Source organism: Marinomonas flavescens (assembly GCF_004352835.1).
In the GTDB taxonomy this organism is placed as follows: domain Bacteria; phylum Pseudomonadota; class Gammaproteobacteria; order Pseudomonadales; family Marinomonadaceae; genus Marinomonas; species Marinomonas flavescens.
The window spans coordinates 225,618-241,086 of record NZ_SJSB01000001.1 but is presented as its reverse complement, the minus strand read 5'-3'; the positions used below and the strand labels follow the sequence as shown (position 1 = coordinate 241,086).

The 15,469-nt window shown below is 41.9% G+C and carries 17 protein-coding genes; 8 read left to right on the top strand and 9 right to left on the bottom strand.

What is annotated here, in order from left to right; genetic code table 11:
- Positions 1–20: 20 nt before the first annotated feature.
- Both E0D70_RS01065 and E0D70_RS01060 read right to left on the bottom strand, forming a co-directional pair.
- Positions 21–968 (bottom strand): ABC transporter permease subunit, encoded by a 948-nt coding sequence (locus tag E0D70_RS01065; protein WP_133010407.1) that lies wholly within the window; start codon positions 966–968, stop codon positions 21–23.
- 1 nt (position 969) lies between these two features.
- Positions 970–1,815 (bottom strand): taurine ABC transporter ATP-binding protein, encoded by an 846-nt coding sequence (locus E0D70_RS01060; protein WP_133010406.1) that lies wholly within the window; start codon positions 1,813–1,815, stop codon positions 970–972.
- A gap of 213 nt (positions 1,816–2,028) precedes the next feature.
- Here E0D70_RS01060 and pdxR point away from each other — a divergent pair, with 213 nt between their 5' ends.
- Entirely contained in the window at positions 2,029–3,528 is a 1,500-nt protein-coding gene (pdxR, locus tag E0D70_RS01055; RefSeq protein WP_133010405.1) for a MocR-like pyridoxine biosynthesis transcription factor PdxR, read from the top strand.
- A 52-nt stretch (positions 3,529–3,580) separates the two neighbouring features.
- On the opposite strand, the gene arfB is transcribed toward pdxR, so the two are convergent.
- A complete protein-coding gene (gene arfB, locus E0D70_RS01050) occupies positions 3,581–3,994 on the bottom strand; it encodes an alternative ribosome rescue aminoacyl-tRNA hydrolase ArfB (RefSeq protein ID WP_133010624.1) in 414 nt (137 codons plus the stop codon).
- 139 nt (positions 3,995–4,133) lie between these two features.
- Here arfB and hisA point away from each other — a divergent pair, with 139 nt between their 5' ends.
- A complete protein-coding gene (gene hisA / locus E0D70_RS01045) occupies positions 4,134–4,895 on the top strand; it encodes a phosphoribosylformimino-5-aminoimidazole carboxamide ribotide isomerase (protein ID WP_133010404.1) in 762 nt (253 codons plus the stop codon).
- Between the two features lie 262 nt (positions 4,896–5,157).
- Positions 5,158–5,886, top strand: coding sequence for a hypothetical protein (locus E0D70_RS01040; protein WP_133010403.1), 729 nt, complete (start codon positions 5,158–5,160; stop codon positions 5,884–5,886).
- A 21-nt stretch (positions 5,887–5,907) separates the two neighbouring features.
- Here the strand turns inward: E0D70_RS01040 and E0D70_RS01035 are convergent, their stop codons facing one another.
- On the bottom strand, positions 5,908–6,387 hold the full coding sequence (locus E0D70_RS01035; RefSeq protein ID WP_133010402.1) for a hypothetical protein: 480 nt from the start codon (positions 6,385–6,387) through the stop codon (positions 5,908–5,910).
- Between the two features lie 229 nt (positions 6,388–6,616).
- Between E0D70_RS01035 and E0D70_RS01030 the strand changes: the two genes are divergently transcribed.
- Positions 6,617–7,963, top strand: coding sequence for a sigma-54 interaction domain-containing protein (locus E0D70_RS01030; RefSeq protein WP_133010401.1), 1,347 nt, complete (start codon positions 6,617–6,619; stop codon positions 7,961–7,963).
- Here the strand turns inward: E0D70_RS01030 and E0D70_RS01025 are convergent.
- From E0D70_RS01025 to E0D70_RS01015, 3 genes are all read right to left on the bottom strand, one after another.
- Entirely contained in the window at positions 7,960–9,663 is a 1,704-nt protein-coding gene (locus E0D70_RS01025) for a diacylglycerol kinase family protein (protein WP_240536919.1), read from the bottom strand. The two genes, E0D70_RS01030 and E0D70_RS01025, sit on opposite strands and share 4 nt — an antisense overlap.
- Positions 9,664–9,781: 118 nt before the next feature.
- Positions 9,782–10,096: a hypothetical protein gene (locus E0D70_RS01020; protein ID WP_133010399.1), complete on the bottom strand. Its 315-nt coding sequence runs from the start codon at positions 10,094–10,096 to the stop codon at positions 9,782–9,784.
- A gap of 25 nt (positions 10,097–10,121) precedes the next feature.
- Positions 10,122–10,298, bottom strand: coding sequence for a DUF1328 family protein (locus tag E0D70_RS01015; RefSeq protein WP_133010398.1), 177 nt, complete (start codon positions 10,296–10,298; stop codon positions 10,122–10,124).
- 293 nt (positions 10,299–10,591) lie between these two features.
- Between E0D70_RS01015 and E0D70_RS17460 the strand changes: the two genes are divergently transcribed.
- Entirely contained in the window at positions 10,592–10,792 is a 201-nt protein-coding gene (locus tag E0D70_RS17460; protein ID WP_165942843.1) for a hypothetical protein, read from the top strand.
- Between the two features lie 12 nt (positions 10,793–10,804).
- Here E0D70_RS17460 and E0D70_RS01005 read toward each other — a convergent pair whose 3' ends face one another.
- Complete coding sequence (locus E0D70_RS01005) at positions 10,805–11,395, bottom strand: type 1 glutamine amidotransferase (RefSeq protein ID WP_133010623.1); 591 nt, start codon at positions 11,393–11,395, stop codon at positions 10,805–10,807.
- 356 nt (positions 11,396–11,751) lie between these two features.
- Here E0D70_RS01005 and E0D70_RS01000 point away from each other — a divergent pair, with 356 nt between their 5' ends.
- Positions 11,752–13,035 carry an NAD(P)/FAD-dependent oxidoreductase gene (locus E0D70_RS01000; protein ID WP_133010397.1) on the top strand — a complete coding sequence of 428 codons (1,284 nt, stop codon included), beginning with the start codon at positions 11,752–11,754 and terminating at the stop codon, positions 13,033–13,035.
- 205 nt (positions 13,036–13,240) lie between these two features.
- Positions 13,241–13,945 carry a glutamine amidotransferase-related protein gene (locus tag E0D70_RS00995; RefSeq protein WP_133010396.1) on the top strand — a complete coding sequence of 235 codons (705 nt, stop codon included), beginning with the start codon at positions 13,241–13,243 and terminating at the stop codon, positions 13,943–13,945.
- Between the two features lie 46 nt (positions 13,946–13,991).
- On the opposite strand, the gene E0D70_RS00990 is transcribed toward E0D70_RS00995, so the two are convergent.
- Entirely contained in the window at positions 13,992–14,423 is a 432-nt protein-coding gene (locus tag E0D70_RS00990) for a PACE efflux transporter (protein ID WP_133010395.1), read from the bottom strand.
- A gap of 90 nt (positions 14,424–14,513) precedes the next feature.
- Here E0D70_RS00990 and E0D70_RS00985 point away from each other — a divergent pair, with 90 nt between their 5' ends.
- Positions 14,514–15,389, top strand: a complete 876-nt coding sequence (locus E0D70_RS00985; protein ID WP_133010394.1) for a LysR family transcriptional regulator — start codon at positions 14,514–14,516, stop codon at positions 15,387–15,389.
- Positions 15,390–15,469: the final 80 nt, after the last annotated feature.

The following is a 15,469-nucleotide window of genomic DNA, read 5'->3' as shown; positions in this document are numbered from 1 at the left end:
TATTTTAATGAGTTCCAGTTTTAATTTTGTCCTTTCCATGGCACGAGTTTTTTCTCTAGATAACGCATAAGCAAATCAAAACAGTAAGCAATCACACCGATAACAATAATCCCTGCTATGACGACATCCGTCCGTAAGAATTCAGACGCGTTGAGCACCATAAAACCTATGCCTCGCTGAGCGGCGACCATTTCCGCGGCGACCAAAGTGGTCCAACCAAAGCCAATGGCAATACGCATACCGGTTAAAATGTCTGGTAAAGCACCTTTTGCAATAACTTGAGTAATCACCTGCCAGCGACTAGCCCCCATCGAATAAGCGACTTGTATTTGCTCGATGCGCACCGATGTCACGCCAGCACGCGCACTTAAAATAATAGGTGCTAACATGGCTAAGAAAATAAGAGTTACCTTACTACCCTCATCAATGCCTAACCAAATGATGATCAAAGGCAAATACGCCAACGGTGGTAATGGGCGATAGAACTCAATGAGAGGATCGAAAATACCGCGTAAAATATAGCTACAGCCAATCAAGATCCCTAATGGGATACCAATTAAACAAGCAAAGAAAAATGCACCAAAAATACGTGTCAAACTGGCAGACAAATGCTGAACCAAGGTTGCGCCAGCAAAGCCATTGTTAGCAATGTCTAAAAACTTCTCAAACACATCCACCGGTGATGGCAAAAACAAAGGGTCGATGAACCCCATTTCAGTCACAAACGCCCAAATAGAGATAAATAATATGGTTGAAAACACTGAGATAAGTCGGCTATCACCCGCTCCTGGTGCACCGTAAAATTCACCGCTCTTTATTGATGGTTTGCTAATTTTTAGTTTTACATAAGCAATCAGCTTTTGAACCAAAGGGGTGAATTCTTTGACGGCTAAATGCTCTGTTCTACTATTACTTTGTGTGGGTTTTAATGTCGACTTAGCAACGACTTTGGTAGATTCAGTATTCATATTAAGCCCCTTTTCCATCCGTTTCATCGCCGTGAATAATTGACAAAATTTGCTCTCTTGTTTTGATAAATGCCTCACTAGATTTCACTTTTCGGGCATCACGACATTCCAGAAATTCTCTATTAAAAGTCAGATCAAATTGATGAGTAATACGTCCAGGTCGTGGAGACATAACGATAAGACGAGTAGCCAGTAACAGTGCTTCATCCACACTGTGTGTGATAAAAAACATCATCTTGTTTGTTTCTTGCCACACATCTAATAAAAGTTCTTGAAGGGACTCTCGCGTTAGGGCATCCAAAGCACCTAATGGCTCATCAAGCAGTAACATTTCAGGGTTATTCGCCAATGCTCTGGCAATACCTACACGCTGCTGCATACCACCAGAAAGCTGATACACACGATGATGATGAAAATCTTCTAAGCCGACTAATTTAAGATATTCTGCGGCTTTTTTACGACGCTCTTCTTTTCCTACTCCTTGTAACTTAAGGCCAAATTCCGTGTTACCCATGACATCTAGCCATGGCAGTAAGGCATGCTTTTGAAACACGACACCACGATCTGCACCAGGCCCCATAACCTCATCCCCAAGGTCCAAACCACAAGCCACCCTCGGATATCCTTTGATTGAACTATCACCCAGTGTTAAATAGCCTTTACTTGGAGCAATAAAGCCCGCAATCAAACTCAGCAAGGTAGTCTTACCGCACCCTGAAGCACCCAGCGCAACAACCAAATCACCTTGCTCAATTGTCAAATTAATATCGGACAATGCTGTCACTGCTTCCCCACCTTGAGAGGCGGGGTAAACAACCGATACATCTCGAATGTCTAGTGTATTCATTTTCTATTCCTTACATTCGCTCCAGATCTAGAGATCTGAGACCAGCCTGATTAAACCCTTTGCAAACACGTTACTTGGCTGTTCAACAAAGCCATAGGGCCAATTTCTAAAATAGATGGTCCAGTAGGAAAAACTAGATTTTCAGGCTCGATTTTTGCATGGAACATTAAATAGCATTAACAAACAAAGTCGTAACTAGAAAAGGTAAACACAATGACTGACTGCTTAATTAATGTGGAATTTCAATCAGGAAGAAGCTTCCAGCAGCAGATCAGGGAAAAGCTCGTTGATTTAATTAAAAAAGATTACTTTGGCGAGTCTCATCTACCCTCTAGCCGCAAGATGGCTCAGCTTTTAGGCGTATCGCGAAATACCGTTATGCTGGTGTATGAAGGCTTAGTTGATGAACGATTTTTGATATCAAAAGAACGCAGTGGCTACTTTGTAAACCCAGAACTGTCTGAGAATACACTCCCCGAAACAGTGCAAGCGCCACAAAAAACACAGAATAGCGATCTAAATTGGAGCGAGAGGGTTAAGAAAATCCCTTCTTCTTTTAACACTTTACATAAAGATAAAAACTGGATTACGTATTCTTATCCTTTCATTTATGGCCAAATTGAGCCAACACACTTCCCTCTTTATCAGTGGCGAGAATGTACTCGCATTGCTCAAAGCAGAGGCAATGTACATGAATGGATAGAAGACTATGTCGATGTGGACTCAAAAGAGCTAATCAGTCAAATTCGTCAAAACATTTTGCCCAAGCGCGGCATTACCGCTAATGCGGATCAAATACTTCTCACCATGGGAACTCAAAACTCCTTCTCTTTATTAGCTGGATTATTAACCAATGAAGACACCCTAGTTGGTTTAGAAGACCCAGGTTATCCAGATCAAAGGCATATTTTTAATGCTGCACGCTCCAAACTCACTTTTCTAGAGCTGGATGATAAAGGTGTCGTCACTGGCCCTCAGTTAAGTGACTGTCATTATGTATGCGTCACACCTAGTCATCAGTATCCAACCACGGTAACCATGCCACTAGAAAGACGCATCGAACTATTAGCACAAGCGTCCAAAGACGATTTCATTATTGTGGAAGATGATTACGAAAGTGAAGTGAACTTCCATGAGCGACCACTTCCTTCTCTAAAAAGTATGGACACAGAAGGTCGTGTGATTTATGCCGGCAGTTTGTCTAAGTCCCTATCTCCAGGACTAAGATTAGGGTATCTCGTTGCCGATGCAGGATTAATCAAAGAACTAAGAGAGTTACGTCGTTTGCAATATCGCCATCCGCCCGCCAATAACCAGACGGTTGCCGCTCTCTTTATCAGCCAAGGGTATTATGATAGTCATTTGCGACGCATGAAAATCCTTTATGAGACAAAATGGAATTTAATGTCAGAAGGGCTCAAAAAACATCTAAAACAATGTCAGGTTACAGAAACTCAAGGCAGTTTTTGCTTTTGGATTAAATTACCAAAACCGCTAAAAAGTGCTGACCTAGTTCGCTTCGCATCTAACTACAGCATCTTAGTAGAATCTGGAGACAGTCTCTTTGCTCAGCCGTCTTCGCCACAAAATTACATTCGCTTAGGGTTTGCGGCAATCCCTGAAGATAAAATTGAAAAGGGCCTTGAGGTATTAGGCGGACTAATTAGCCAATTATTAAAAGAATACCCGCAAAAAGTGTATGCCACGAATTAGTTATTTTGCATTGAAGTAACGCGCTATTCACAACGCTAAGCGCCTTGCTTCTTCAATCCCAATTACTCTTGCGTAGGCTTTTAATTTTACCCTTTTGCTTTTTCTTGTCGACTCGCTTCTTTTGTGAAGAACGCGAAGGCTGCGTTGCTCGACGTGCTTTTTGAACTTTAATCGCATCTAAAATCAACTCTTTCAAACGCGCTAAAGCATCTTCTCGATTTAGTTCTTGGGTTCTATGCTGTTGAGCCTTGATAACAATGTCACCCTCTTTTGTTAAACGACTATCGCTCAGAGCAAGAAGACGCTCCTTATGAAAAGCAGGTAATGAGGAATTAGCCACATTGAATCGAAGGTGTATCGCAGACGACACTTTATTAACATTTTGTCCTCCTGCACCTTGGGCGCGGATCGCGGTCAATTCCATCTCATTATCAGGTATGGAAACAGCAATAGAAATTTTTAACATTGGGGTAATTTGAATACTCATCAGCCTAATCTAGCCCAGATTATAACAGTCTTGAGAGCCCTTTGCTTTGATCCATCGTTTCAAGATAAATTATCAGTTACAATCCGTCTCTTGTCTCAGATTAATTAGGGAGTTTTTTGTGACTCAGTTCCGTCCTTGTATCGATTTACACCAAGGCAAAGTAAAGCAAATCGTCGGTGGCAGCTTAAATGACAAAGGCGCCAAAGAGAACTTTATCAGTGATTATGATGCTGCTCATTATGCAGCACTATACCGTGAACATAACCTAACTGGCGGCCATGTTATTGCGTTAGGAAAAGGCAATCACGATGAAGTAATGAGCGCACTAAGAACTTATCCTAATGGCTTACAGTTTGGGGGCGGTGTAAATACTCATAACGCAGAAAGCTACCTTAAAGCAGGCGCATCTCATGTTATTGTCACTTCCTATTTGTTTGAGAATGGCGAGTTCTCTTGGGATAGACTGGATAAAATCAAACGCGAAACTGGTACTGATCGCTTAGTTCTCGACCTTAGCTGCCGTCGCACCAAAGATGGTTGGTATATAGCAACAGATCGCTGGCAAACAGTGACATCCACACAGATCAATATGGATAACCTTATTGAACTTGCTGACCACTGCGATGAATTTTTGATTCATGCCGCCGACGTAGAAGGCCTACAAGGCGGGATTGATGAAGATCTTGTCAGTTTACTCGCTCAAGGTTGCCCTGTGGCAGTAACCTACGCCGGTGGAGCCCGTTCGCTGAATGACTTAAAGCGCGTTAATGAGTTATCTAATGGCAATGTGGATTTAACCATTGGCAGCGCACTAGATATCTTTGGTGGCAAGGGCGTAACACTCGATGAGTGCATTCACTGGAACCAAGCTGAGAAATAAGAGATCACTCACAAAAAACCACGCTTAAAACCACAAAAAGATGCTTTCTAAACATGGCACTAAGAAAGCATCTTTCGCCCAAATTCAACCTTCTAAAACACGCCTGCTCTTTAATAGGTAAAACTTAGTCTCTTAACCCATCGTTTTACATTCATTTTAATAGAATTGGACTTGCTCATGTTGAGCTCAAGATCTCGACATCATAGGATCCATGCCGCATACTAGTGACTATTATGTCCAACTCTAATCTTAGGATTATTCAATGTTGTTATTTCGTGTAGGCGTTTATCTTTTGCCGCTTTTCATCAGTGCCTGTTCTTTACCTATTTTACATAAACCAACACAACCAGAAACCGAACAAACACAACAAAAATCACCAAAAACTCAGCAAGAAACAACATCTTCTTCTGTTAAAACCAGTATTTCTAATGTGTTAGTAAGCAAGCTAGACAAGCAGATCACATTAGCAAAGTCACAATACTCAGAATTAAATGCGCGCTCTGGTTCTGCACCAAGCATGCCGTCGATTAACAAAAACGACCTGACTACACAACTCGCTGTCACGGACGCTATTAACAACCTACAATCTTACAATAGTAAAGTGGATACTTTGCTTAATGCCGTTGATACGCGCCTAGATCGTCGTAAAAAATCAGGACTACCAGGCGATGTTATTCAAATTTTCGTTTCTAAAGCAAATGTAACACTGCCTAATTCAAGTTTTAAAACACAGCCAGTAATTGGGCAATGGGTACGAGGCGAAAGCCGTACTATTCGCCTAAAAGACAGCTTGTTGTTTGACGCTCTACACTCTGAAGATCTTCGCATTACTTATTCAGAAAACTATCAATTATTAGTGAATCATAAAGTCGTTAGTGTCATTGACCCGAGTATAAATAAGAGCCAAGCCTCCTTTAAAGTAGACACACCAGAAAACGGTGGATCCATTGCGGGCTCATTGGATTATCGTATGGTGGAAGGCAATCGTTAATTAAGCGGTAAGAACGCAACGCTAAGCACAAGCCGAACGACTAACGGCTTGCGCTCGTCGGTGTTGAACATAGTCTAATGTGATTTGGATCCAAGCAAGATGTTTACTAATCCAATTAGCAAACAGACGATTTTTCATGCTATTTACCATTTTTTTGATTCGCTTTAATGCTTGTCGATTCACGCTCATAACTCTATTAGGGGCATTTTTGTCAGATGATTTAAGCGCGGTCAAATAGGCTTTTGCAATATACCCCGCTTCTAAATTCATCGTCCCACTGTCTTTAAGTAGTGGTGCCATTCCTTGTAACAAACTATCGGAAAGGCTCTTATATTGTGCAGAAATTTGCAGAAAGACATGCTTCTCTGTCGTATTCATCGCCCGCTGATAGAGGTGGGTATTTGCGACACTGCCATCGAAACTAATTGAGAGGATGTCACAAATGAGCAGTGTGTCTGAATCACAATAAGTCTGAGCATTAGCCTTCTTATTACTTTTCATGATTTATCTCCTCGTAAAAAAGCATGTATTGTGTAAAAAACCTATAAAACGAATCTGTTTACTGAAAAGTCTCTTACAAAGACTATGCCAACTCAGCAAACCTATGATTTTATAGTGCCACCGCAGCGATCTAACGTTTCTATCCGTCTATCATCGGAAGAATTTACAAGCCCTCTTGTCACCTTTACAGGATAACTCATGACAAGACGCGATTATTAAGGAGAGGAATATGTCATCACCAAAGCTGTTTATGCACACTCGTGATCCATCATTGGCCTCTACCCTATTGTCTCTACCAAGCGTTCGACAATTTGAGCTAACGATAAGCAATCAAAATGAGTGCTGGCTGGAACAATTAACAAATTCTCACTGCCAAATCGCCCTAATCGAAGTTGATAATTCAGAGAAGAGCTCATTCCTTGCTTTGCAAGAGAGCGATCTTTTATCAAGCATTGAATTTCTCTTCTTCAGCCAAGGAGAACCAGATTCGTTATTAGACGATTTAATGCATAAAGGAGCGGGGTTTCATTATCGTGCGCCCTTTAATAATGCATTAATCGAATCCTCTTTAGAGGAGGCTTTTTTAGAGCTCAGCGACATAAAGTCATTATCATCAAACAATACTAGCCATCTGGATCAATTTGGCCATTTAGTCGGCTCATCGGTGGCGATGCACTCTCTCTATCGAACTATCCGTAAAGTTGCCGCGACCAACACCAACGCCTTTATTATTGGCGAAAGTGGTTCAGGCAAAGAGCTGGTTGCCAATACACTGCATATTTTTAGTGATCGCTCCGAAGCCCCTTTCATTGCGATAAACTGTGGAGCATTAAGCCCTGAGCTTATCGACAGTGAGCTGTTCGGACATGTAAAAGGCTCCTTCACCGGTGCTTACAAAGACCATGACGGTGTTTTTGAACAAGCCAAAGGAGGCACCTTGTTTCTTGATGAAATCACCGAAATGCCTTATGAACATCAAGTAAAACTCCTCCGTGTGCTAGAAAGTGGTGAGTACAAACCTGTCGGCGGACAAACGGTTAAAATAGCTGACGCGCGTATTATTGCTGCCACTAACCGTTCTCTAGGTGACGCAATTAAAGAGGAAACTTTTCGAGAAGATTTATATTTTCGCCTCGCTCAATTTCCAATTACGGTACCACCATTGCGAGATAGAGATGGCGATGCTTACGGCTTAGCGCAGCATTTCTTGGCCTACCGAAATGCAGAAGATAAAACCCAGAAAAGTCTATCGAAAAGCAGCCTAGAAAAAATCCAAACCTATTCTTGGCCCGGCAATGTTCGTGAACTAAAACACACAATTGAGCGCGCCTACATACTTGCCAATGAAGTCATAGAGCCCGAACACTTGATCATCAATAGTCTCGGCGATGAGTTACAAGGCAATGATCAGAACAAAGTACCTGTTGGTATGCGCCTTGATGACATCGAAAAAATAGCGATCACAGAAACCCTAAAAGAAAACGCTGGCAATAAAACAGACACAGCACAACAATTGGGTATTAGTGTTAAAACGCTCTACAACAAACTGGACAAATACGACAATACCACTGATTAATCATCAAGCCTTTCTGCCTCCATTGTGCCAGCGTCTTCTTCTAAAGCATTATTTAGAGCGGATTCTGGCACAATGACATTAAGCGATTTAGGCTTAAGCATAATATCAAGGGTATCGGCCTCTCTTACTTCACCATCAATCACGTATCTACCCACACTACTAATATCTACCCTTACTTTGCGCGCCGATCGGTGAAAAATACCTGAAGTAGTATTGTTAGTCGTACCGTCAGACATATTCTCACGATGGTCACTCCCTAACCCCAGTAAAGCCAACTCAGCTAGATTCAAAACTTGAATACGGTCAGGGTCCAGCCAAGTCAGATCTAGCTCTCCATCAGTAATATTTGGTATTCCACTGCCTTGTGCTAGCAAGGTCGTTATAGGCGCGGCATTCGCGACCGTTAAGCTCGGCGTTTTAACAACAAAAGCGACGTCATCATCTAGCGTTACGCTAAATTCATATACTTCATTTTGACTGATCGCATCTCGCAACCCTTGTAAATAGGCTATTTGTCCACTGGAGTTTTTCTTTTCACGATCAGCCTTTTCAATCATCTGTTGTTCAAAGCCAACTCCTATCATTAACAACATCGTTTCATCATTGCATTGTGCTGTGTCGATTTTTTGTTCGCAGCCTTCAATCAAGTTGATACAGGCCGTTTCAATTGGAGCGATTTTAGATGAGGAACCAAATAACACATGACTTAAAGAGTTGGCCGTCCCAAATGGAATAATACCTAGCTTAATATCAGTTCCTATTAAGGCCGTTGCTACCTCAGTAACCGTGCCATCACCACCGCACGCAATGACTAGATCTGGAGAGGCCTTAAGCGCCTTTTTTGCGCAGGCTGTGCCATTTTCATCAGGTGACGTCATTGTTACCGTCACATCATAATAAGGAGCAAGATAGCGGAGAATATAGGCCTTTTCATCGTCCCACTTGCGTTTCCCCGCAACCGGATTAGCAATTAGCCAAGCCGTGTTTCGTACGGTTAATAACGCATTTTCATACACTCGCTTTAAGGCTTTAAATTGGCGTTTATTTAGACGGGCGGTTTGACGGATGGCATGTATCTTTTGCATCACTTCATCAGGTGTTGCTTTCGCATTTTGACTTAACATATACGCGGCCATCATGAACACCGATCGCCCTCGACCTAGCGCACAATGAATCACCACAGAGCGACCTGTTTTGCGGTGCGTATGAATCCAATTTAATGCTTTATAAATTTGTATATTAGAAGGGAATGAATGATCAAGAATAGGGACATTCAAATAGTCGACATTTTGTTGAGTCGAGGTCCAATTCAGTGAAGTGAATTCAGCCGTAACATCAAGAATAGCGCCAATGTTTTCGCTTTTTAGATCGTGTATATCAGAAGGAAATAAACGACGGGCAAGGTAAAGACCTTCGTCTATTTTTTGCAATGCTGGCACAGAATCATGACGTCGTTGCCATGTGTTATACAGCTGCGTGACCCAAAGAAAGGGCAGAAAAATCCAGCGTATATAAAAAGGCACAGTACCATCTGATCGCTTTCGAAAAATCGTCGGGTTATTAAGTAAATAGGCCAAACTAACAGCAAAATAGGACAGCGCAAACCACCCCAACGCCAGCTTGAAATAGACATTAGAAGTGAATGTCGCCATTAATGCGAGTACCACTGTTAGATAGAAATAATACCGCGGCTGAAACACAGTCATGTCTCCTAATCATCCTACTAAAACATCACTCAAATTTTAAAACCATTATTGCCTAACCAAAACATCATCCATCCTGCTCAATCTTTCTGAGCAGGATGGATCTATCAAACGACTAGCAATCAGTGTCGTCTGCGTTAACACCTTCTTTTGCTTTCTCACATGCATCTTCAATGGCATTTCCAGCATCAGTTGCCGTGTCTGACATTGCATCACTGGCATCGGATGCTTTATTGGAAATCTTATCGCCGGCATCATCCATTGCATCGCCCGCTTTATCCATTGTTTGCTCAACTTTCGTACCAGTTTTAGACATAGCATCATCTACTTTCTTACCAGTACTGTCCGTCGAATCATCGCTACATGCTGCTAAAGAACCCGCAACAACCATGACTAAAGCACTTTGTAGTAGTACACGTTTAATATTCATTAAAATAACCTCCGTTTAGTTTAGATTACTTTCTCGGTGATTTGCCACGAATGGCATTTGAGACCAAAGAAATAAGCAGTAAAACAATGAAAATGAAAAAAATAATTTTAGCGATCCCTGCCGCTGCGCCTGCAACACCAGTAAAACCCAGTACACCCGCTATTAATGCGATGATTAAAAACATGACTGTCCAGAACAGCATAATATTCTCCCTACGTTATTTTTCTCGTTTACATTGTGTTCCCTATCTCTATTGCGAAGGCTGTGCCAACTCTAAAATAAAAACTTAAGAAATTGATTAATATAGACTTTTTATAATTTATAGTATTTTTTATAACTTTTTTTCAAAGCCAAATAAGAAAAACTTACAATCCAATCAAGTAATCATTTCCGTCTGGGATATGTAAAGACGCAAATAATGTGATCGTTTCCTTGTAAACCATCTAACCAAGCAATCAAAACACCAAACAGAAGGGAAATAACAGCGGTGACAACTTGAAGGTACTAAAAGACAAGGTACTAAAAGACAAGGTACTAAAAGACAAGGTGCTAAAAGACAAGGTGCTAAAAGACAAGGTGCTAAAAGACAAGGTGCTAAAAGACAAGGTGCTAAAAGACAAGGTGCTAAAAGTACAAGGTGATAAATACAAGACAATAAAAAGCCCTTCATATAAAAGGGCTTTAATGACAAAATGATTTACCCGCAGATTAAGCGGTTCGTACTTGGTGCGCGGCCGTGATGAAATCAGTAATCCATTTCATAACATCGGACGAATCCAGAGTCTCTTTGTCTACACTTACTAAACCTTGCTCCGAAATATCGGCTGGAACCGGATTGGATTTATGAGATTCAATTAGAGCCACTTCATAAGCTTTACTAAACTCTGGGTGACCCTGCAGGGTTAAAATATGGTTATCATAAAGAAGCCCAGCATTTTCACAAAAATCAGATTGGGCGAACACCCGAGCTCTCTCTGGCTTTACCGTCACTTGATATTGATGCATAGCACAAATCGCAAAAGAGGCTACATTAGCAGGTACAGCACTGTCCTCCCCAATGTGTTGATAACGATGAATGCCAACACCCCACCCCCCATCAAAACGAGCCACTTCACCACCCAATGCATCCGCAATGATTTGGTGCCCAAAACAAATGCCAATCAGGGGCTGCTTCTTCGCATCAGCGTCACGAATAAAATCATTCAGCTTTAGCATCCAAGATAAACACAATAAAAATGCGCGATGCTTTAATATAATATATCGATAATAGGTCATTTCAGGAGGGGCTTTGATCGTCATAGACAAAATGAAATCGCGTATCCATATCCTTCATGGTTAAATTCAAACCAATATCTGCTGATAAAACCACTAATTCTGCTTCAATTAAGGCTATTGAGAACGCCATTTTCTGAAGCGCGTTTAAAACAAAACCCACTGTCTCTTTCTTGTATTACGTATATTTATGAACCCAAACAAGCCATATACCACCTCGGGGATATAGTGTTTACACCACGCTCTCAGTTAATTTACCGTCATGATAATTAACACCCAGTAAAGCTGGTGAATAAAATGAAAAAAGCAGGAAGCTGCTTTTATGTATGTCACATTATTAGCGTATCGACACCACTGTCTACGCGAATTAGGAGAGGTTATTTATGTCACCCCCTACTCATGCAAATTCGTACTATGCTGCGTCTGCCAATGATAAGGTCATTCGTCCGCAACTCAATGGCGAACGTCGTTGCGATGTCTGTGTTGTCGGTGCGGGTTTTACTGGTATTTCAACGGCATTGAGCCTTGCTGAAAAAGGCAAAAAAGTCATTGTGCTAGAAGGATCGCGTATCGGCTTTGGCGCATCTGGCCGTAACGGCGGTCAAATCGTTAACAGCTTTAACCGCGACATTGATTACATTACCAGCAATTATGGTGACGTGATCGGCAAGAAAATGGCCAAAATGGCGTTTGCAGGTTCTGAATTGATTCGCCATCGCATCGAAAAATACGCTATCGATTGCGACCTTAAGCATGGCAATGTATTTGCTGCTTGTAACAACAAACAATTTGAAGAATTAAAAGCGAAAAAAGCCCTATGGGAAGCCCATGGACACAACGAACTTGAGCTACTAACCGCTTCTTCTATCCAAGATCACATTGGTAGTGAGCGCTATGTGGGCGGCCTACTGGACCGTAAAGGCGGTCATATCCAACCATTGAACTTAGTCCTCGGACAAGCACAGGCCTTTGAAGCCTTAGGCGGAGAAATATTCGAAGACTCTGAAGTGGTTCGTCTTGAACACGGCAAACCGGGCAAAGTTGTCACTAAACAAGGCACTGTGATTGCCGACACCATAGTCGTGGCCGGTAACGCTTACCTCTTTGGGCTTTTGCCTGATATTGAGAAAAAAGCCATGCCCTGTGGCACGCAAGTGATTACCACTGAGCCGCTGTCAGCAGAAGTTCAAAAACAGCTACTGCCTACGGATCGATGCGTAGAAGACTGCAACTATTTACTTGATTACTACCGTTTATCCGGCGATGGCCGCTTAATTTACGGCGGCGGCACCACATACGGCGCTCGTGAACCTGGTAAAATTGAATCCATCATTACACCCAAAATGCTGAAAACATTTCCTTCTTTAAAAGGCGTTAAAGTGGATTATGCTTGGACAGGAAACTTCTTGCTAACCATGATGCGCATGCCGCAAGTCGGTAAGATTGGTGACAACCTTTACTATGCTCAAGGCTATTCTGGTCATGGGGTGACAAACTCACACCTTATGGGTGAAATCCTCTCGGATGCAATTGATGGCGAAACAGAGCGCTTTGATGTCTTCGCAAGCATGCCTCAGTACCAATTTCCGGGTGGACGCATGTTACGTATTCCTTACACTGCGGTTGGAGCCGTCTACTACAATATGCGCGATAAATTAGGCATTTAACGATTCTTAATCAATCAGAAAAGAAAAGACCCATGGTCGTATTTCCAATGTAGAATACGAAGTCTATATATAATAAATTAGAAAGCGCCTCATTTGGTTTCTACACCTGACCGAATGGGGAAAACCAAAATGCACCCAGTTAGAATCCATACTTAGCTAACGTCAATAGACTATTGTCTTATCCCTTTTTTTAGGACTTAATCATATGAAAATTGGTATTCTTGCAGCGGGTATAACACCCGATGTGCTTCAAGCAAATTATCCATCCTATGCTGACATGTTCGCTCGACAGCTGACGAGCATCGAACCGGCATTAGAGTTTGAAATATATGATGTACGTTTAAATGAATTTCCACAAAACAGCGCGTCTTGCGATGGCTGGTTAATAACAGGTTCTAAGTTCAATTCTTACGATGACGAACCTTGGATCTTGCGCTTATGTGACTTTATTCGAGAAATAGACAGCACGCAACAAACATTAGTTGGCATTTGTTTTGGTCACCAAATCATTGCTCGCGCACTCGGTGGCACAGTCACAAAGTCGCCTGCAGGTTGGGGTGTTGGCGTTCATCATTACCAAAACCTAGGCAAGATTCCCACCCTTCCAGATGCAACAGACATTGCCTTCTGCGCTTTTCATCAAGACCAAGTGATAGAAAAGCCTGAAAAATTGGACGTCTTTCTGACATCGGATTTCTGTGAATTTGCTGGGTTTATCTATCAAGATCGCATTCTGACTTTTCAGGGACACCCAGAGTTCTCAAAAGACTATGAAAGTGAATTGGTTGAACTGTATGCAGATGTAACACTATCAACAGAAGTGGCAAATAAAGCGCGCCACACGATAAAAGAAGAAAGCATCCAGAACACTCAACTCATGACTTGGATTGCTCAATTTCTTAAGGCCTAAGAATCATTTGACTCTATCTCGCCTCTGATCCGAGGCGTTTGTCGCTTTACGCTTCATTAAGCCGCTTGCCGCACAACTTCTGATAAGGCTGGTAGCGGTCGTATAACCAATTAAATACGATGGTATATACAAATATAAATATTAAAAATCCCGCCTCTAACATTGCAGCTGCTAACCAAGTAATACCCAAATACCACGCCATTAATGGCAGAGTCACTAGTAGCATCCCTAGCTCAAACCCAGCGGTATGAATGACACGAACCTCTAATCTTCTTTCTAATCGATCAAAGCCCATCAACTTATCGAAGATTACGTTATAAATATAATTCCAAAGCATCGCAAATAACGATAGACCAATATCTAGCACTGTCATTTTCGCCGCGTCGACTCCACCCATGATCACCATTAATGGGATGGCAATAGCGAGTGCTAAGGCCTCAAAAAGAATGGCTTGAACAATCCGCTCTATTGTTTTCATGAAAAGTTGGTACCTGTATTTAGTGACTAAGCCCACATTTTCATCCATTATTAAGTTATTAAACAATTATATAGTATCCGGAAAAACGATATGTTTAGTGTCGAACAACTTCAAGCATTTGTCACCACGGCCGAAAATGGCTCCTTCTCTGCCGCGGCTAGGCATCTAGGTAGAGCGCAATCCGTTGTCAGTCAGCACGTCATTAATTTAGAAATAGACTGTAACGCCACCTTATTTGAACGTTCTGGGCGTTATCCGCAGCTAACCGACGCCGGCAAAAAATTACTGCCGCAAGCCATAGCACTACTTAACCAACATCAGCGTTTGAGCAATTCAGCACTGGCATTAAATGACCACACGCCAAGCGAAATCACCATTGCCCTTGACGAAGGAATTCCACTTAAAATAATCACCAATGCTGCAGCCGAACTACAAAAAACGTATCCGCATGTATCTCTGGAATTTTTAAGCGCATCAAGTCTGGACATAATTGACATGCTAAGACATGAGAAAGTGATAACAGGTATTATTTTTAGTGAACTCAAGATCCCTAGCGATTTAGATTATGAATACCTTGGCTCCGTAAAATTCGATTTATACGTAGGTAAATCCAACCCTTTAGCAGAGCAAATTTGTAAAAGCATTGATGCTTTACGCTTGCACAGACAGCTACTACTTCGCTCTCGCACCACGCAAACCAGCAGCTTTCAATTAAAAATAAGCCCTGATATTTGGTATGCAGATAACTATTATGTGTTGCTTGAACTTGCGGTGCAGGGACATGGTTGGTGCTTATTACCAAACCATGTTGCTATCGAGGAGGTACAAAAAGGCACTTTAGTCAAACTTGCCATTGAGTTTGAAGACATGGGGTGGTTGGCTAATGTGGATATACTTCAGCATCAGAAACACAGCCAACTTGAGATTTTTAGAGAACTACGAAAACTATTACGCCATCGACTATGACTGTCCGATGGACAGTTTAAAGCTTTTTCAAACGCCACTGCACTCTAAAAAATCAGATAACCGATAACGAAGGCAGTTGG

What these genes read in the sequence shown, in the direction of transcription:
- E0D70_RS01060 (WP_133010406.1), bottom strand. Translation starts at nt 1,815, where the DNA reads ATGAATACACTAGACATTCGAGATGTATCGGTTGTTTACCCCGCCTCT.
- E0D70_RS01015 (WP_133010398.1), bottom strand. Translation starts at nt 10,298, where the DNA reads ATGCTGTTCTGGACAGTCATGTTTTTAATCATCGCATTAATAGCGGGT.
- E0D70_RS00985 (WP_133010394.1), top strand. Translation starts at nt 14,514, where the DNA reads ATGTTTAGTGTCGAACAACTTCAAGCATTTGTCACCACGGCCGAAAAT.
- pdxR (WP_133010405.1), top strand. Translation starts at nt 2,029, where the DNA reads ATGACTGACTGCTTAATTAATGTGGAATTTCAATCAGGAAGAAGCTTC.
- E0D70_RS01040 (WP_133010403.1), top strand. Translation starts at nt 5,158, where the DNA reads ATGTTGTTATTTCGTGTAGGCGTTTATCTTTTGCCGCTTTTCATCAGT.
- arfB (WP_133010624.1), bottom strand. Translation starts at nt 3,994, where the DNA reads ATGTTAAAAATTTCTATTGCTGTTTCCATACCTGATAATGAGATGGAA.
- E0D70_RS01000 (WP_133010397.1), top strand. Translation starts at nt 11,752, where the DNA reads ATGTCACCCCCTACTCATGCAAATTCGTACTATGCTGCGTCTGCCAAT.
- E0D70_RS01005 (WP_133010623.1), bottom strand. Translation starts at nt 11,395, where the DNA reads ATGACGATCAAAGCCCCTCCTGAAATGACCTATTATCGATATATTATA.
- E0D70_RS00990 (WP_133010395.1), bottom strand. Translation starts at nt 14,423, where the DNA reads ATGAAAACAATAGAGCGGATTGTTCAAGCCATTCTTTTTGAGGCCTTA.
- E0D70_RS01035 (WP_133010402.1), bottom strand. Translation starts at nt 6,387, where the DNA reads ATGAAAAGTAATAAGAAGGCTAATGCTCAGACTTATTGTGATTCAGAC.
- E0D70_RS01030 (WP_133010401.1), top strand. Translation starts at nt 6,617, where the DNA reads ATGTCATCACCAAAGCTGTTTATGCACACTCGTGATCCATCATTGGCC.
- E0D70_RS01020 (WP_133010399.1), bottom strand. Translation starts at nt 10,096, where the DNA reads ATGAATATTAAACGTGTACTACTACAAAGTGCTTTAGTCATGGTTGTT.
- E0D70_RS01065 (WP_133010407.1), bottom strand. Translation starts at nt 968, where the DNA reads ATGAATACTGAATCTACCAAAGTCGTTGCTAAGTCGACATTAAAACCC.
- E0D70_RS00995 (WP_133010396.1), top strand. Translation starts at nt 13,241, where the DNA reads ATGAAAATTGGTATTCTTGCAGCGGGTATAACACCCGATGTGCTTCAA.